The 15,035-nt window shown below is 64.2% G+C and carries 18 protein-coding genes and 1 pseudogene; 10 read left to right on the forward strand and 9 right to left on the reverse strand.

Going from position 1 to position 15,035, the window contains the following annotated elements; all coding sequences use genetic code 11:
- Positions 1-22: 22 nt before the first annotated feature.
- Both NLY42_RS08690 and NLY42_RS08695 read right to left on the reverse strand, forming a co-directional pair.
- Positions 23-478 (reverse strand): cyclic nucleotide-binding domain-containing protein, encoded by a 456-nt coding sequence (locus tag NLY42_RS08690; protein ID WP_023670494.1) that lies wholly within the window; start codon positions 476-478, stop codon positions 23-25.
- A 177-nt stretch (positions 479-655) separates the two neighbouring features.
- Complete coding sequence (locus NLY42_RS08695; protein ID WP_023670493.1) at positions 656-1,339, reverse strand: response regulator transcription factor; 684 nt, start codon at positions 1,337-1,339, stop codon at positions 656-658.
- A 145-nt stretch (positions 1,340-1,484) separates the two neighbouring features.
- Between NLY42_RS08695 and NLY42_RS08700 the strand changes: the two genes are divergently transcribed.
- A complete protein-coding gene (locus tag NLY42_RS08700; protein WP_196813612.1) occupies positions 1,485-2,021 on the forward strand; it encodes a L,D-transpeptidase family protein in 537 nt (178 codons plus the stop codon).
- A gap of 169 nt (positions 2,022-2,190) precedes the next feature.
- Here NLY42_RS08700 and NLY42_RS08705 read toward each other — a convergent pair whose 3' ends face one another.
- The gene (locus NLY42_RS08705) at positions 2,191-2,430 is read right to left on the reverse strand and encodes a hypothetical protein (RefSeq protein ID WP_023670491.1); all 240 of its coding nucleotides are present in this window, start codon (positions 2,428-2,430) and stop codon (positions 2,191-2,193) included.
- 135 nt (positions 2,431-2,565) lie between these two features.
- Here NLY42_RS08705 and gcvA point away from each other — a divergent pair, with 135 nt between their 5' ends.
- Complete coding sequence (gcvA, locus tag NLY42_RS08710) at positions 2,566-3,486, forward strand: transcriptional regulator GcvA (protein ID WP_023683901.1); 921 nt, start codon at positions 2,566-2,568, stop codon at positions 3,484-3,486.
- Between the two features lie 15 nt (positions 3,487-3,501).
- Here the strand turns inward: gcvA and NLY42_RS08715 are convergent, their stop codons facing one another.
- The 6 genes from NLY42_RS08715 to tsaD form a co-directional block, all read right to left on the reverse strand.
- Positions 3,502-3,921, reverse strand: a complete 420-nt coding sequence (locus tag NLY42_RS08715; RefSeq protein ID WP_023694478.1) for a DUF1761 domain-containing protein — start codon at positions 3,919-3,921, stop codon at positions 3,502-3,504.
- 105 nt (positions 3,922-4,026) lie between these two features.
- Entirely contained in the window at positions 4,027-4,725 is a 699-nt protein-coding gene (locus tag NLY42_RS08720) for a class I SAM-dependent methyltransferase (protein ID WP_023702382.1), read from the reverse strand.
- Positions 4,680-5,105 carry an EVE domain-containing protein gene (locus tag NLY42_RS08725; RefSeq protein ID WP_023683904.1) on the reverse strand — a complete coding sequence of 142 codons (426 nt, stop codon included), beginning with the start codon at positions 5,103-5,105 and terminating at the stop codon, positions 4,680-4,682. The genes NLY42_RS08720 and NLY42_RS08725 overlap by 46 nt, the downstream gene beginning before the upstream one ends.
- 88 nt (positions 5,106-5,193) lie before the next feature.
- Positions 5,194-5,490, reverse strand: a complete 297-nt coding sequence (locus tag NLY42_RS08730) for a YciI-like protein (protein ID WP_023670486.1) — start codon at positions 5,488-5,490, stop codon at positions 5,194-5,196.
- Between the two features lie 23 nt (positions 5,491-5,513).
- Entirely contained in the window at positions 5,514-6,530 is a 1,017-nt protein-coding gene (locus NLY42_RS08735; RefSeq protein ID WP_023755624.1) for an NAD(P)H-dependent glycerol-3-phosphate dehydrogenase, read from the reverse strand.
- A complete protein-coding gene (gene tsaD / locus NLY42_RS08740) occupies positions 6,527-7,612 on the reverse strand; it encodes a tRNA (adenosine(37)-N6)-threonylcarbamoyltransferase complex transferase subunit TsaD (RefSeq protein WP_196813717.1) in 1,086 nt (361 codons plus the stop codon). The genes NLY42_RS08735 and tsaD overlap by 4 nt, the downstream gene beginning before the upstream one ends.
- A 120-nt stretch (positions 7,613-7,732) precedes the next feature.
- On the opposite strand from tsaD, the gene hemC reads away from it, so the two are divergent.
- The 8 genes and pseudogenes from hemC to NLY42_RS08780 all read left to right on the forward strand — a co-directional run bounded on the left by hemC (position 7,733) and on the right by NLY42_RS08780 (position 15,015).
- Complete coding sequence (hemC, locus tag NLY42_RS08745; protein WP_023756506.1) at positions 7,733-8,656, forward strand: hydroxymethylbilane synthase; 924 nt, start codon at positions 7,733-7,735, stop codon at positions 8,654-8,656.
- A gap of 46 nt (positions 8,657-8,702) precedes the next feature.
- Positions 8,703-9,371, forward strand: coding sequence for a uroporphyrinogen-III synthase (locus NLY42_RS08750; RefSeq protein WP_245263588.1), 669 nt, complete (start codon positions 8,703-8,705; stop codon positions 9,369-9,371).
- A 111-nt stretch (positions 9,372-9,482) separates the two neighbouring features.
- Positions 9,483-10,973: a COG4223 family protein gene (locus NLY42_RS08755; RefSeq protein ID WP_023755621.1), complete on the forward strand. Its 1,491-nt coding sequence runs from the start codon at positions 9,483-9,485 to the stop codon at positions 10,971-10,973.
- 10 nt (positions 10,974-10,983) lie between these two features.
- Positions 10,984-12,585, forward strand: coding sequence for a heme biosynthesis protein HemY (locus NLY42_RS08760; RefSeq protein ID WP_023726070.1), 1,602 nt, complete (start codon positions 10,984-10,986; stop codon positions 12,583-12,585).
- A gap of 76 nt (positions 12,586-12,661) precedes the next feature.
- Entirely contained in the window at positions 12,662-13,141 is a 480-nt protein-coding gene (locus NLY42_RS08765; RefSeq protein ID WP_023687738.1) for a tellurite resistance TerB family protein, read from the forward strand.
- Between the two features lie 14 nt (positions 13,142-13,155).
- On the forward strand, positions 13,156-13,872 hold the full coding sequence (locus NLY42_RS08770) for a glutamine amidotransferase (RefSeq protein ID WP_023752685.1): 717 nt from the start codon (positions 13,156-13,158) through the stop codon (positions 13,870-13,872).
- Between the two features lie 188 nt (positions 13,873-14,060).
- Positions 14,061-14,324 carry a YMGG-like glycine zipper-containing protein gene (locus tag NLY42_RS08775; protein WP_023670477.1) on the forward strand — a complete coding sequence of 88 codons (264 nt, stop codon included), beginning with the start codon at positions 14,061-14,063 and terminating at the stop codon, positions 14,322-14,324.
- Between the two features lie 56 nt (positions 14,325-14,380).
- A pseudogene (locus NLY42_RS08780) lies at positions 14,381-15,015 on the forward strand (LolA family protein).
- Positions 15,016-15,035: the final 20 nt, after the last annotated feature.

A 15,035-nucleotide genomic window follows, 5' to 3' on the forward strand; every position in this document is an offset into this window, starting at 1 on the left:
GCGTGAGCGCGGTCGCGGGGACCTACCCGCCAAACCTTGGGGCCAACTTCTCGATGCGGGCGATCATGGCCTGAAAATCATCAAGGATTCGCTGGTGCAGTTTCACCGCCACTTCGGGATATTCCTCCAGGATGCGGCGAAACATCTTGCGGCTCAACCTTATCACTTCCGAATCGGTCTCGGCTGAGGCGCTGGTCAGCCGTCTTGAGTCGGCGATCAGCGCCAGTTCGCTGAGGATCGTGCCGGGGCCGGCGGTGCCGATCGGGATGCGGTCGCCGTCATGCTCGCGGTAGAGCACGATGCGGCCACTGACCACGATATAGGCTGAGTCGGCTTCGTCATCCTCGCGGTACAGCTTGCGGTCGGCCTGCAGATGGGTGGCTTCGGCGCCGAAGGCGAGCAGGCGCAGCTGTTCCTGCGTGAAACCCTCAAAGAGCTTCACGGCGGACAGGATGCGGATGTCGTCATCCAGCGCCATCTCTAGCTGCGTCCCCGAACGGTCAGTCCAATCCCTCCCTTAGAGCGCCGCGTGTCCAATTGGACGCGCAAAGGACGCTCTAACACTTCAATCTGCGCAGCGGGCCGATCCAGGCTCCCCCAGCCGGATCCTCCCCGAAACAGTCCCGCCCCGACCGCTTATTGAACAATGAAAAGTTTAAGGAACCAGCTTGTAGCCGCCGCTTTCTGTCACAAGAATTTCAGCATTGGAAGGATCGCGCTCGATCTTCTGGCGCAGCCGGTAGACGTGAGTTTCCAGCGTGTGCGTGGTGACGCCGGAATTGTAGCCCCACACTTCCTCGAGCAGGACGTCGCGCGTCACCACCTTCTGGTCGGCTCGATAGAGATATTTGATGATCGAGGCTTCCTTCTCGGTCAGCCGCACCTTGCCGCCGCGCTGGTCGATCAGAAGCTTCTGGCTGGGCTTGAACGTGTAGGGCCCGACCGAAAAGGTGGCGTCCTCGCTCTGCTCGTGCTGGCGCAGTTGTGCGCGTATGCGGGCGAGCAGCACGGCGAAGCGGAACGGCTTTGTGACATAGTCGTTGGCGCCGGCCTCGAGGCCCAGAATTGTGTCGGAATCGGTATCGTGGCCGGTCAGCATGATGATCGGCGCCTTGTAGCCGCCCTTGCGCAGGATCTTCACCGCCTCGCGGCCATCCATGTCCGGCAGCCCGACATCCATGATGAGCAGGTCGATGAGCCCGCCGCGCGCCGCGGCGACGCCTTTGGCGGCGGTCGCTTCCTGCAAGACGTCGAATTCTTCGTAAAGGGCCAGTTGCTCGACGAGGGTTCCGCGCAGGTCGTCATCGTCGTCAACGATCAGAATGGTACGTGATGTCATGGATCAATCCATTGTTTTGAAAAGAATTTTCAGTTGACCGCCCCCCATTTATGCGGAAGCTGACCGGCGCAACAGTCCGATCACAGTGATTTGTTCCGTGACACGATCATACAAGAAAAAACGCGATCGCAATGCAGCCGGCGCAATTTTGCCGAAAGGGCTGCGTGTGCTGGTGGTTCGGGCGAGGCCGGGCAACCCCAGCCAGGGGATATTGCAGGCCGGCAGCAAGGTGTTTGCCTGTGCGCTCGGACGCGGCGGCATCTCGGCCAACAAGCGCGAAGGCGACGGTGCGACGCCGCTTGGCGAGATGCGGATTTTGTCAGGATATTTTCGGGGCGATCATTTCGCGGCCGGCCGCAAAACCCGGCTGGCGATGGCGCCGATCGGCGCCGATCTCGGCTGGTGCGAGGTGCCGGACGACCGCAACTACAACCGGCCGGTGAAAATCCCCTATGGCGCCAGCCATGAGCGAATGCGGCGCGACGACCGCCTCTATGACGCCTGCCTGGTGCTCGACTGGAACATGGCGCCGCGCCGGCGCGGCCGCGGCAGCGCCATCTTCTTCCATCTGGCGCGCCCAGGCTTCACGCCGACGCAAGGCTGCGTGGCGGTGACAGCGCGGACAATGGCGCGGCTGTTGCCGCTGGTGTCGGACCGGACGGTGGTGAGGGTGGTGAGGTAGGGAGTAGGGAGTAGGGAGTAGGGAGTAGGGAGTAGGGAGTAGGGAGTAGGGAGTAGGGAGTAGGGAGTAGGGAGTAGGGAGTAGGGAGTAGGGAGTAGGGAGTAGGATGGTCTCGGCGTCGTTTCAATCCTTCACTACTCACTACTCACTACTCCCTACTCACCATTGCCTAACGCCTTCTCGGCTTCTGCCACCCAGTGTCCAGCAATCCAAGCCGGCCGAGTTCCCGGTCCACGGCCCGCGTCACGTCCTTGCGCTGCGCGCCGACGTCGCGCAACTGGCGATCCGACAGATCCTCCACGTCCTGGCGCGGCAGGTTGATGGCGACTTTCGCCTGGCGAAGCCAGTCCGTTACGGCATGCAACCAGTTCGAGCGAGCTGCTGGCGAGTTCAAAACGAAGATGGACATGATGCGCTCCCGTGTTCCGCCGGATATCAAATCCGGCTTGATGGTGTTTCGATGGATGCATCATGCCGCATTGAAATCCATGAGAGAAACGAGTAGTTCTTTTCGGATCGTCAAGTTTTATTTGAGGATAAGTTGATGTCCCGTCTGTTGCCCGGAACGCGCGCGCTGAGGACTCTGGAAGCCGCCGCCCGCCACCTCAATTTCACCCGCGCTGCCGACGAGCTCGGGCTGACGCCGGCGGCGGTCAGCCACCAGATCAAGGAAATCGAGGATCAGCTCGGGCTGGTGCTGTTCACGCGAACCAGTCGTACCATCCGGTTGACCGAGGCAGGTACGGTGCTGTTCGAGGCCTCGATCGATGCGCTCGACCTGCTCAACCGGGCGGTGTCGCGGGCGCGCAAGCTGACGCGCGGCACGGCATTGCTGAAGGTAACGCTCGACGCGCAGTTCGCGTCAAAATGGCTGATGCGGCGCGTCGACGATTTTCGCAAACTTCAGCCCAGTATCGAGCTGAGATTCGACATCGGCTACGAAGTGCGCGATTTCGAACTCGACGACGTCGATGTCGGCATCCGGTTCGGGGTCGGCAAGTATCCGGGGCTTCGCGCCCATCGCCTGTTCGACAACATCCTCATTCCGGTGTGCAGCCCGAGCCTGCTGACCTCCGGCCCGCCGCTGCGCGAACCGCGCGACCTCTTCAACCACACGCTTGCCCATATCGAATGGTCGCGCCAAGGCGTGACATGGCCGAACTGGCGCATGTGGATGGCGGCGGCCGGCATCAACGATTTCGACGACAGCCGGACTATCGTGTTTGGAACCTCTACCGATGCCGTGCAGGCGGCGCTCGACGGCAATGCCGTGGCGCTCGCCGAGTTCGCCATGGTGGCAAACGACCTTTCCCAGGGAAGGCTGGTGCAGCCCTTTGAACTCGGTCTGCGCGTGGGGCCGGAGTTCGGCTACTTCCTGGTCTATCCCGAGAGCACTGCCAACGATCCGCGCATCATCGCTTTCCGCGAATGGATCCTCGACGAAGTCGCCAGGACGCAGACCTGACGACTTCTGCAGGCCTCAGCCGGCGACCGGCGTCCCGAACCAGCCGATCACCGCGCCGATGATCAACAGCACGCCGAGCCAGTGGCCGCCGTCGATCAGGGTCAGGTCCCAGCCGAAATTCTCATAGCGATGGTTGGCCGTCAGCGTCGTGGCGACGAAACCCAGCCAGAGGACGAAGCCGAAGACCAGCCCTGCGACAAGGACCGGCTCGCCGCCCGTCATCGCGCCGACGACCAAGGCCAAGACCAGCGCCATGATCAGCTCGGCGATGAAGGAGATGATGAAGGGCAATATTGATTTCTTTGACGTTGACGGATCGATCCTGGCCGCCCTCATCCAAGGCTTGCTGAGGACCGTGTACCAGACCGCGCCAAACAGCCACGCCGCGACGGCCGCGACAACCACCGCCAGCCAGTTCACCACTGAAAAATCCATAAAGCCCTCCCCTCAAGCATGCCGCCCAAAGCCTGACGGTTCTGGGATAACGACATGCGTATTCTTCAAATCAATGCGCGATGGAACGCCTGTTCGGCAATGCCGTCAAGCGAAGCGCCACACCGTGGTGCGCTTGACCAGGGCGTCCTCCAGCGCCCGCGTCACCGCCACTTCGTAGACGGCGAGCGGCTCCAGTCCCGCCTTCGGCATGTAGGAGCGGCCCGGATCGCCGACGAGGATGTCAGCGCCGCGCGCCTTCAGTGTCGAAAACCACGGCATCAGCGTGTCGGCGAAGGATTTGTCGTAGAAGACGTCGCCGGCCAGCACCACGTCCCAGCCGGCGTCGGTGCCGATGCAGTCCGTGCCGCAAAAGTCGATGGCAACGCCATTGGCCTCTGCGTTGAGGCGGATCGCCGTTTCGCAGAACGGGTCGATGTCGGCGGCGATCACGTGCGCCGCACCCGCCTTGGCGGCGGCGATGGCGACAAGGCCGGAGCCGGAGGCGAAGTCGAGCACGCGTTTGCCCCGCACATCCGACGGATTGTCCAGCACGTAACGGGCAAGGCCCTGACCGCCGGCCCAGGCAAAGGCCCAGAACGGCGGCGGCAGGCCGATTTCAATCAGCTCGTTCTCCGTGCGCTGCCAGAGGTCATGCGCTTCGTCGGCAAGATTGAGGACAATCTCCGGCACATGCGGCGGCGACATAAGCGCCGTGTTGTCGAGAATGAACTTTTTCGCGCTGTTCGGCGTGAGGACCGTCACGGAGCCGGCGTCAGGCCGCCCATGCGGCAGACTTCCTTCCATTCGGCCGGCGTCACCGGCTGTACGGAAAGCCGTCCAAGCCGCACCAGCGCCATCTCGGCAAGCTTCGGATTTGCCTTGACCTGCTCCAGCGTCGGCGGGTTCGGAACGTCCTTGAAGGCGCGGATGTCGACGCATTCCCAGCGCGGATCGTCGGTGGTGCTGTCGGGATGGGCAAGCCCGCAGACTTCGGCAATGCCGACGACGTTCAGCCCTTCATTGGAGTGATAGAAGAAGCCGAGATCGCCGATCTGCATCGCCTTCATGTTGTTGCGCGCTGCATAGTTGCGCACGCCGTCCCACTGCGTGCCGGCCTTGCCCTTGGCCTTCAGCGCCTCGAAGGAGAAGACCGAAGGTTCGGATTTGAACAGCCAGTAGTTCATGTCTTTGCTCCAACTACTATTTTTTGCGCAATTCCGGACGGAAAACCGTTACACACTTTTCCTGGGATCGCTCTAGGCGCCGCCGGAACTAACTAGCCGCCGGCTTGTTGAAGGTCCAGTTCCACTGGCGGATTTCGACACTTTCGAACAGCCCGGCCTTGGCATAGGGGTCGGCAGCCGACAGCGCCTGCGCACCGGCGAGATCGGGCGCTTCGACGACGACGAGGCTGCCGTTGGGCTTGCCTTCGGCGTCGAGGAACGGGCCGGCAAAGGCCAGTTTGTTGTCGGCGTTCAGGCCTTCGAGAAAGGCGACGTGCACCGGCCGCGTATCGACCCGCACCTGCAGGCTGCCCGGCTTGTCCTTGCAAATCAACGCAAACAGCATGTTAAACTCCGGTTTGTAGGGGATCAGAGGTCGGTTTCGGTTTTCAGGGGTCGCGTCATCAGCGCGGACACAGCCTGCCGAATGGTGATCGTGCCGTCCAGTATCGCCGACACCGCTGCGATGATCGGCGCGTCGATGTCGCGCTCGGTGGCGATGCGAGCGGCGATCGCCGCCGTCGGCACGCCTTCGGCGAGCGGCAGTCCGGACAAGGGCTTACCTTGCCCCACCGCCAGCCCATAGGCGAAATTGCGCGACTGGGCGGAAGAGCAGGTCAGCAAAAGGTCGCCGAGGCCGGAAAGCCCCATCAGCGTCTCCGGCTTGGCGCCGAAGGATGCGCCGATGCGGCGCAGTTCGACGAAGCCGCGCGTCACCATGGCGGCATGCGCGCTGGCGCCGAGCCCAGCGCCGGTGACGGCGCCAGCGGCAATGGCGAACACATTCTTCAAAGCACCGCCGATCTCGACGCCGATCAAATCGTCGCTGGAATAGCAGCGCAGATTCTGCGCCGAAAAGCGCGCGGCAAGCTCGGCCGCCAAGGCGTCGTCGCGTGCAGCAACCACGACAGCGGTCGGCAGACCCCTGGCGACGTCGGCGGCAAAGCTGGGACCGGACAGGGCCGAAACCGGAGTTTCGGGCAGAATCTCATCAACGATCGCCGACAGCAGCGCGCCGGTGTCGCGCTCAATGCCTTTGGCGCAGAGAACCAGCGGGATGCCTTTCGGCATATGGGGCTTTGCCGTCGTCAGCATGGCGCGCAGCGCCTGCGCCGGCGCCACGGCCAGCGCGCAATCGGCATCGGTCAGGGCCGTGCCGATATCGCTCGTCGCCGCAATGCCTGTTTCAATGGCGATGCCGGGGAGATAACGCGGGTTCTCGCCGCGGCGGATCGCGGAAACAGTCTCTTCGTCGCGGGCGTAGAGCCGGACATCGTGACCGGCGCGCAGCATCGCCAGCGCTAGCGCCGTGCCCCAGGCGCCGCCGCCGAGCACGGCGACGCGCCAGCCGGTTCTGTCCCTGCCGCTTGTGTTGCCGGCGCTCATGCTTTTGCTCCGCGCCGGCCGGAGCCGACCATCGGGGCCGAAATGCTGTCCAGCGGCCAGCGCGAACGCGGCACGAAATCGAAGCCGTTCTCTTGAGACAGGCCTGCCCGCAACCGCTCGATGCCGGCCCAGGCGATCATCGCCGCGTTGTCGGTGCACAGTTTGAGCGGCGGCGCGACAAAGGCGAAGCCGGCCTCGGCGCACTGCTTCTGCAGCGTCGCCTTGATCGCTCTGTTGGCGGCGACGCCACCGGCAACGACCAGCGCCGGCTCGGCCTTGTCCGGAAATTCGTCGCGGAAGCGGGCCAGCGCGCGGGCCACGCGGTCGCCAAGTGCGTCGGCTACCGCCGCCTGGAACGAGGCGCAGATGTCGGCGACATCCTGCTCGCTTAGCGGCTGGATGGCGGTCGCCGCCTGGCGCACGGCGGTCTTGAGGCCGGAGAAGGAGAAATCGGGCTGCGCCGAGCCCCTCATCGGCCGCGGAAAGGCAAAGCGCGTCGCATCGCCCGACATTGCCGCCTTTTCGACGTTCGGGCCGCCGGGATAGGGCAGGCCGAGCATTTTGGCCGTCTTGTCGAAAGCTTCGCCGAGCGCGTCGTCGATGGTCGTCGCCCAGCGCTGGTAGTCGCCGACGCCGCGCACGGCGACGATCTGGGTGTGGCCGCCGGAAACCAGCAGCAGCAAATAGGGAAAGTCGAGCCCGTCGGTCAGCCTTGCGGTCAGTGCGTGGCCTTCGAGATGGTTGATGGCGATCAGCGGCTTGCCGGCGGCCGCTGCAATCGCCTTGGCCGTCATCAGGCCGACGATCAGCCCGCCGACCAGGCCGGGGCCCGCAGTGGCGGCAATGGCGTCGATGTCGGCCAGGGCTACGCCCGAATCCGCAAGAGCGGCCTCGACAATGCCGTCCAGCGCCTCGACATGGGCGCGCGCGGCGATCTCCGGCACGACGCCGCCGAAGGCGGCGTGCTCCTCGATCTGGCTGAGCACGATGTTGGACGCAATCACCGGCACGGAATCGCCGTCCAGCGTCACCACGCTGGCGGCGGTCTCGTCGCAACTCGTCTCAATGCCCAGAACGCGGATCAATTCGTCGCTGTCTCCAGAGATTGTGTCGCCGGACTTTCCTAGTTAGTAGAGGCGGGCCTCGCTAGGGAGAGCGCCGGCAACGCAAAGCCAGCCGGGGGTTATCACGGACCGCGCGCCATGCAAACTTTGAAAATCGGAACACGCGGCAGCCCGCTGGCGCTCGCCCAGGCGCATGAAACGCAGGCGCGGCTGATGGAAGCGCACGGCATGCCGGCGGAAGCCTTCGAGGTCGTCGTCATTTCGACCAGCGGCGACCGCATCCAGGACCGGCCGCTGTCGGAAGCCGGCGGCAAGGGCCTGTTCACCAAGGAAATCGAAGAGGCGCTGCTGGCCGGCACGATCGATATCGCCGTGCATTCCTCCAAGGATATGCCGACAGTGCTGCCGGACGGGCTGGAGCTGTCCGCCTTCCTGCCGCGCGAGGATGCGCGGGACGCCTTCATCGGCAAGGCGGTGGAGCGCATTGTTGATTTGCCGCAAGGCGCCAAGGTCGGGTCGTCTTCGCTCAGGCGCCAGGCGCTGATCCGGCGCATGCGGCCGGACCTAGACGTGGTCATGTTCCGCGGCAATGTGCAGACCAGGCTGCGCAAGCTGGAGGAAGGCGTCGCCGAAGGCACGATCCTCGCTTATGCCGGGCTGAAGCGGCTCGGGCTCGGCCATGTCGTCACCGATCTGATGCCGCTCGATGCTTTTCCGCCGGCGCCGGGACAAGGCGCAATCGGCATCGAAACCCGCATCGGCGACAGCGAGGTCGAAAAGATGCTGGTGGCCATCCATGATGTGCCGACAGGCCAGGCGCTGGCCTGTGAGCGCGCCTTCTTGGCGGCGCTCGATGGCTCCTGCCGCACGCCGATCGCCGGCTATGCGACGATATCGGGCGGCAGGCTGGTTTTCGCCGGGCTGATCATTTCGCCCGATGGCACGCAATCGCATGAGGTCAAGGCCGAAGGCTTGGCGCTGGATGCCGCTGACATCGGCACGGACGCGGCCAGGATGGTGCGGGTCAAAGCGGGCGAAACCTTCTTCGACGGCTGGGTCTGATATGCGTGTCCTGGTGACGCGGCCGCAACCCGGGGCGTCGCGAACCATGCGGCGGCTGCAGGAATTGGGATTTGAGCCGCTCCTTCTGCCGCTGACCGAAACGGTGACACTGCCGGTTGGCGCCGATGCTGCGAGCGACGATGCCGTGGCCGTCGCTGTGACTAGCGCCAATGCCGTGCGGCATGCGCCGAAAGAACTCATTCGTGCGCTCGCCGCCTTGCCTTGCCATGCCGTCGGACGCAGGACGGCTGAAGCGGCACGTTCGGCAGGGTTCTTGTCGGTCAGCGAAGGGGCGGGCGACGCCGAGCGGCTGGCCGAGGCGATTGCTGCCGGCCTTTCCGGCAAGGCGGTCGTCTATCTCACAGGGCGCGTGCGGTTTCCGGCATTCGAGGCGCGGCTGCGAAAGGCCGGCGTCGAGGTCCGCACCGTCGAAACCTACGACACGATTTCGCTCGATTATTCCGATGCTGAAATCCGTACACGCCTGTCCGATCAGGCGGTCGACGCGGTGCTGCTCTATTCAGCCAAGGCGGCGGCAGCGTTGCAGGCCTTGGCCAGCCGGGCGGAACTGCGCGATCTCTTTGAAAACATGCAGGCTTTTGCGCTCTCCGAGCGCGTGGCAGCGGCGTTTGACAATGCCGCCGGCAAAAAAATACGCATGGCGCGGGAACCGCAGGAGGAGGCGCTGCTTGAGCTGTTGCACCGCGGCGACTGAGCCCGTGTCATCACGCCGCCCCTTTTCACCTGATGATGATGTGCTAGACCATTTTTCAAACCATCACGCGCCGTCGGGCGCCCAGACGAAGCAGGATTGCGGAGCCCAGGCATGGTCAAGACGCCGAAGATGCGACATTCGAAAAGCCGCCACGAGCCGGTGACCATCGAACTCGAACCCGGCGCTGTCTCGCGCATTGCCGATGCGGATGCCGCCAAGACGGATGTCGCCAACTCGGACGACGTCGAGGCCCCGGCAGGGTCGGTTGCGGCTGAGGATGCCGCTGCCATGGCCAATGCGCAGCCGGAGACGCCTGACGAGCCCGTTCATGCCGATCAGGCCGATCTCGAGCCGTGGGAGCACTCCGATGCCGCGGCGCAGGCCGCTCCCGAAAGCGCCGATGCGAAGGCGTCCACCCAGGCGGAGCAGCCTTACCCCACCGCTTCGGATGCGCCACCGCGCGCCAGAACCTCCGACTACAGTTTCGAGGATGCCTCGCCCAAGACGGGTGCACCCAAGGAAACCCCAAGGACAGCCGGGAACCAGCCCATGGCCGCGCAACCGAAGCGCACGAACGGCATTGCCGCCGGCATCATCGGCGGTGTCATCGCGCTGGCTGCCGCCGGGGGGCTGCAGTTTGCCGGCGTGCTTGGCGCTCCGGGCTCAGGGGCGGGCACGGTCTCGCTCGACGGCGTCAATGGCGAGATCGCTTCGCTGAAGCGCGAAATCGCCGACCTCAGGGAAGCCAGCGGCAATGGCGCCGCAACGGCCAAGGTCGACGGGCTGTCTTCGGCGCTGGATCAGGTCAAGGCCGATGTCGCATCGCTGAAATCGGCGGTCGAAAGGGGCGGCGCCGGCGACAATGCCGGGCTTGCCTCGCTTGGCGACAAGGTCAAGCAGATCGAGACCGCGGTCGCCGCCCTTGGCCAGGCCGGTGGTGCAGCGCCCGTCGATCTCGCGCCGCTCAATGAAAGACTGGCGGGCCTCGACGCACTGGTGAAATCGGCCGGTGAGGCAGCCAAGACGCAGGAAGGCAAGATCGCCGCGCTGGAGCAGTCGGTGACGCAGCTCGCCGGCAAGGTCGATGCGCAGGCCTCGCAGCCAAAGATCGCGATGGCCATCGCCGCTTCGGCCTTGAAGGCGGCGCTTGACCGCGGCGCGCCGTTCGCCGCCGAGTTGGAGACCTTCGCGGCGATCTCGCCCGATGCACCGCAGATTGCAGCGCTGCGCCCCTACGCTGAAAAGGGCGTCCCGACCCGCACCGAGATCGCCGGCGAGGCCGACGCCGCGGCCAATGCGATGGTCGCGGCGGCGACGCCGGTCGATGAAAATGCCGGCTTCTTCCAGAACCTTTTGTCGAGCGCCGAATCGCTGGTCAAGGTCCGGCCGATCGGCGGCGTCGAAGGCGCCGGCGCGCCGGAAACCGTGGCGCGCATCGAAGTGGCGGTCAATCAGGGCGACTACGCCAAGGCGCTCAGCGAATACGCGACGCTGCCGGATGCGGTCAAGGCTGCTGGCGCCGACTTTGCCGGCAAACTGAAGGCGCGCATCGACGTCGAGACGCAGGTCGACGCGCTGATTGCAGGTGCGATGAAGGCATGAGGACGACACGATGATCCGCATTCTCATCTTTCTCGCCGCCGTCTTCGCGCTCGGCCTCGGCTTTGCCTGGCTGGCCGATCGTCCCGGCGAGATGGTCGTCACCTTCAACGGTTACCAATACCAGGTCAGCCTGATGGTGGCGGCGGTGGCGATCGTTGCCGTCGTCGCAGCGGTGATGATCGTCTGGTGGCTGATCAAGTCGCTGTGGAACAGCCCGTACACGATCTCGCGCTATTTCCGCGTGCGCCGCCGCGACCGTGGCTATCAGGCGCTGTCGACCGGCATGATCGCAGCCGGCGCCGGCGACGGCGCGCTGGCCCGCAAGAAGTCCAAGGAAGCCGCCAAACTGATCCGCTCCGACCAGGAGCCGCTGATCCAGCTGCTCGAAGCGCAAGCCTCGCTGCTCGAAGGCGACCATGAGGGCGCGCGCGAAAAATTCGAGGCCATGCTCGACGACCCCGAAATGCGGCTGCTTGGCCTGCGCGGGCTCTATCTCGAAGCCGAACGGCTCGGCGACCGCAACGCGGCGCGTCACTATGCCGGCCGCGCCGCTTCCGTCGCACCGCAACTGGCTTGGGCCGCCGAATCGACGCTGGAAGATCTGACCGGGCGCGGCGACTGGGACGGCGCGCTGAAGCTGGTGGAGGCGCAGAAGTCGACCAGGCAGATCGAACGCGACGCCGCCAATCGCCGCCGCGCTGTGCTGTTGACCGCCAAGGCGCAGGCGCTGACCGACAGCGACCCCAATGCAGCCAAGGCAGCGGCACTCGAGGCAAACAAGCTCGCGCCCGATTTCGCGCCGGCCGCGGTTGCAGCCGCCAATCTTCTGTTCAAACAGAACGATGTGCGCAAAGGCTCGAAGATCCTTGAGGCAGCCTGGAAGGCGGAGCCGCATCCCGAGATCGCCGAGCTCTACACCCATGCAAGGCCGGGAGATGCCGTGGTCGATCGTCTCAACCGGGCGAAGAAGCTGCAGGAGCTGAAGCGCAACAATGCCGAATCGTCGATGACGGTGGCGCGCGCCGCGCTCGATGCGCAGGATTTTTCCACCGCCCGCCGCGAGGCGGAAGCCGCGATCCGCATGGATCGCCGGGAAGGCGCTTACCTGCTGCTGGCCGATATCGAGGAGGCAGAGACCGGCGACCAGGGCAAGATCAGGCAATTGCTGTCCAAGGCGGTCAGGGCGCCGCGCGATCCGGCCTGGGTCGCCGACGGCGTCGTCTCCGAACGCTGGGCGCCGGTATCGCCGGTCAGCGGCAAGCTCGATGCTTTCGCCTGGCGCGCGCCGATGGAGCGGCTGGGCCAGCTCATCGACAGCCATGAAGACGAAGCCGATGTGCCGGTGCTTGCGGCACCTGCCAAACCGGCAAAGGAAGCCGAAGTGATCGATCATCCGGCCATCGCCAGGACGAGCAGCGAGGCGCCGATCGAGCCGAAGCCCGCTGTGGGCGATGACCAGGTCACGCCGGTCACCGCCGCCGCTTTCGCCGCAATACCAAACGACGCCGAACCCGTCGAACCTGCCGAGGAACTGGCGCGGCTGCCCGACGACCCCGGCGTCGACCCCGATGACGAAGCGGAGAAGTCACCGCGCCGCTTCCGCCTGTTTTGATCCCTGAAGCATGATCCCAAAAAGTGGATACCGGTTTTTGGAAAAGATCATGCTCCAATAATGTGAAGTGAGCACCATGTTCGAACGCGTCCTGGCCTTTCTGAAAGACCTGCCCTCCGGGGCTGGGGCTCGCGCCAATGCGGACGATCCGCGCGTTGCGGCGTCGGCTTTGCTCTATCATGTGATGAATGCCGACGGCGTGCGCCAGGATGTCGAGTGGGAGCGGTTCAAGCAGGTGCTGGCGCAGAGCTATTCGATCAGCGGCGACGAGCTCGATGCACTGGCTGCCGCCGGCGAGCGCGCCGACAATGAGGCGATCGACCTCTATGCCTTCACCAGCGTCTTGAAGCGCCATCTCGACGCCGAGGCGCGCAAGGCTTTCATCGGCCTGATGTGGGAAATCGTCTATGCCGACGGCGAACTGCATGAACTGGAGGACAACACCGTCTGGCGCGTTGCCGAACTGATCGGCGTCGAGCGCCAGGATCGCGTCGAGGCGCGCCGCAAGGCGGCGGCCGCCGCGCCCGACGCCAGCGGAACGTCGAGCGACGAATAGGATTCCGCCTTTCCATGCCGCCCAGACCGAGCTCGAAACCAAAAGTCCTGATCGTGCTGCATCAGGAGACTTCGAGCCCCGGCCGGGTTGGCCACATGCTGCTCGAGGAAGGTTTCGACCTCGACATCCGCCGGCCGCCTCTCGGCGACAGCCTGCCGGAGACGCTGGAGGGACACGCCGGCGCCGTGGTGTTCGGCGGGCCGATGAGCGCCAATGACGAAGATGAGTTCGTCCGCCGCGAGACCAACTGGCTCAATGTTCCGCTAAAGGAGAACCGGCCCTTCCTCGGCATCTGCCTTGGCGCGCAGATGCTGGCCAATCATCTCGGCGGCAAGGTCGAGGGGCATGGCGAGGGGCTGGTCGAGATCGGCTGGTATCCGCTGAAGCCGACCGAAGCCGGCAAGAAGCTGCTGCCTTGGCCCGACATGGTCTACCAGTTTCACCGCGAAGGCTTTTCGCTGCCCAGGGATGCGACGCTGCTGGCGACGGCGGAAACCTACCCCAACCAGGCTTTTCGCTATGGCGACAATGCCTGGGGCATCCAGTTCCATGGCGAACTGACCCGGTTGATGATGCAGCGCTGGGTGGTGCGCGGCGCGCACCGTTTCGAATTGCCCGGCGCGCAGCCCGGCCGCGACCATCTCGGCGGCCGGCTGATCTGGGATATGCACCTCAAGCGCTGGCTGAGCGAATTTTTGAGCCTGATCTTCGGCAAGCCTACTGAGGGATAGAGCAAAATCCAACTACTCTGAACGGCCGAGCTTGCCCAAAGACGACTTACCTCTGGGAGGCGTGTACCATGGATCCGGGACCTTAGCCCGTTCCCGCAGATTTGGATTGCGCCCCAAACACTCCGATGGATCGAAAAACTCCGTGGCGCATTTAAGCTTCGGCTAATAACGGCCCCAGGAGAGAACCAATGAAGAAGACGCTGCTCATTTTGAGCCTACTCATTCCGCTCGCGGCATGCTCCCGCACCGAACAAGGCGCTGCCGTCGGTGGTTTGGGTGGCGCAGCTGTAGGCGCAGCAGTGGCCGGCGACCCGGTAAAAGGGGCGGTTGTTGGCGGGGCGGTCGGAGCGCTGGCCGGGGCGGTCATCGGGCACGCCAGCGAAGCCGGCCAGTGCAGATATCGCGGTCGGAACGGTCGAGTTTACGTTGCTCAGTGCCCGGACGGCTACTGATCTCAAAGACGCGTGATCTCTTTCGATCACGCGTCTTTTCGGGGTAGGATAACTGAATGGCATATAACAGCAAAAGACTGCGGGCTTTCTGGTTCGCCGTTGTCAGCGCTGTCGCGATAAACGCCGAACTTTCGACCGCGGCCTTGGCCGCACCTGTAGAAGCGAAGACGATTGCCGATCACTTCTCATCGGTAAAGTCCATGTCCGGGGACTTTGTCCAGTCGGGCCCAAGAGCGGAAAGGACCAAAGGGAAATTTTTCCTCCAGCGGCCGGGCAAGATCCGGTTCAACTATGCAGGCCAATCAGGGGTCAGCGTAATTGCAGATGGAAAATCCTTGGTGGTCTATAACAAGAAGCTCAAGACATCGCGGCTTTATGCTCTCTCGAAGACGCCGCTCAAGCTGCTCCTCGACAATCAGGTCAACTTTTCCGGCAATCGCCTCAAAAGTATCAAGGACGATGGCGCCCAGGTGATCATCAGGCTGGCCGACAAGTCGGCCTTCGGCAATTCGAATATCACTATGGTGTTTGACAGGGAATCGCTCGATCTAACAGATGGACCCTGACTGACGAGAGGGGCCTTACCTCGACAGTCACCATATCCAACGTGAAGCAGGGCGTTCGCGCTCCTGCGGGCACCTTCACTATCGACTATGCCGCAAACCGTGAATTCAACACCAAAACGAAATAGTCGGCAGCGCCACGAACTGC

The sequence above is a fragment of the Mesorhizobium sp. C372A genome (genome assembly GCF_030323245.1).
Taxonomy (GTDB): Bacteria; Pseudomonadota; Alphaproteobacteria; order Rhizobiales; family Rhizobiaceae; genus Mesorhizobium.

Bases quoted from the DNA above. Each gene is read 5' to 3' on its own strand.
- NLY42_RS08690 (WP_023670494.1), bottom strand. From the start codon at position 478: ATGGCGCTGGATGACGACATCCGCATCCTGTCCGCCGTGAAGCTCTTT.
- NLY42_RS08775 (WP_023670477.1), top strand. From the start codon at position 14,061: ATGAAGAAGACGCTGCTCATTTTGAGCCTACTCATTCCGCTCGCGGCA.
- NLY42_RS08705 (WP_023670491.1), bottom strand. From the start codon at position 2,430: ATGTCCATCTTCGTTTTGAACTCGCCAGCAGCTCGCTCGAACTGGTTG.
- NLY42_RS08720 (WP_023702382.1), bottom strand. From the start codon at position 4,725: ATGGAAGGAAGTCTGCCGCATGGGCGGCCTGACGCCGGCTCCGTGACG.
- NLY42_RS08755 (WP_023755621.1), top strand. From the start codon at position 9,483: ATGGTCAAGACGCCGAAGATGCGACATTCGAAAAGCCGCCACGAGCCG.
- NLY42_RS08770 (WP_023752685.1), top strand. From the start codon at position 13,156: ATGCCGCCCAGACCGAGCTCGAAACCAAAAGTCCTGATCGTGCTGCAT.
- NLY42_RS08715 (WP_023694478.1), bottom strand. From the start codon at position 3,921: ATGGATTTTTCAGTGGTGAACTGGCTGGCGGTGGTTGTCGCGGCCGTC.
- NLY42_RS08730 (WP_023670486.1), bottom strand. From the start codon at position 5,490: ATGCTGTTTGCGTTGATTTGCAAGGACAAGCCGGGCAGCCTGCAGGTG.
- NLY42_RS08760 (WP_023726070.1), top strand. From the start codon at position 10,984: ATGATCCGCATTCTCATCTTTCTCGCCGCCGTCTTCGCGCTCGGCCTC.
- NLY42_RS08765 (WP_023687738.1), top strand. From the start codon at position 12,662: ATGTTCGAACGCGTCCTGGCCTTTCTGAAAGACCTGCCCTCCGGGGCT.
- NLY42_RS08750 (WP_245263588.1), top strand. From the start codon at position 8,703: ATGCGGCGGCTGCAGGAATTGGGATTTGAGCCGCTCCTTCTGCCGCTG.
- NLY42_RS08725 (WP_023683904.1), bottom strand. From the start codon at position 5,105: ATGAACTACTGGCTGTTCAAATCCGAACCTTCGGTCTTCTCCTTCGAG.
- NLY42_RS08735 (WP_023755624.1), bottom strand. From the start codon at position 6,530: ATGAGCGCCGGCAACACAAGCGGCAGGGACAGAACCGGCTGGCGCGTC.
- NLY42_RS08695 (WP_023670493.1), bottom strand. From the start codon at position 1,339: ATGACATCACGTACCATTCTGATCGTTGACGACGATGACGACCTGCGC.
- hemC (WP_023756506.1), top strand. From the start codon at position 7,733: ATGCAAACTTTGAAAATCGGAACACGCGGCAGCCCGCTGGCGCTCGCC.
- gcvA (WP_023683901.1), top strand. From the start codon at position 2,566: ATGTCCCGTCTGTTGCCCGGAACGCGCGCGCTGAGGACTCTGGAAGCC.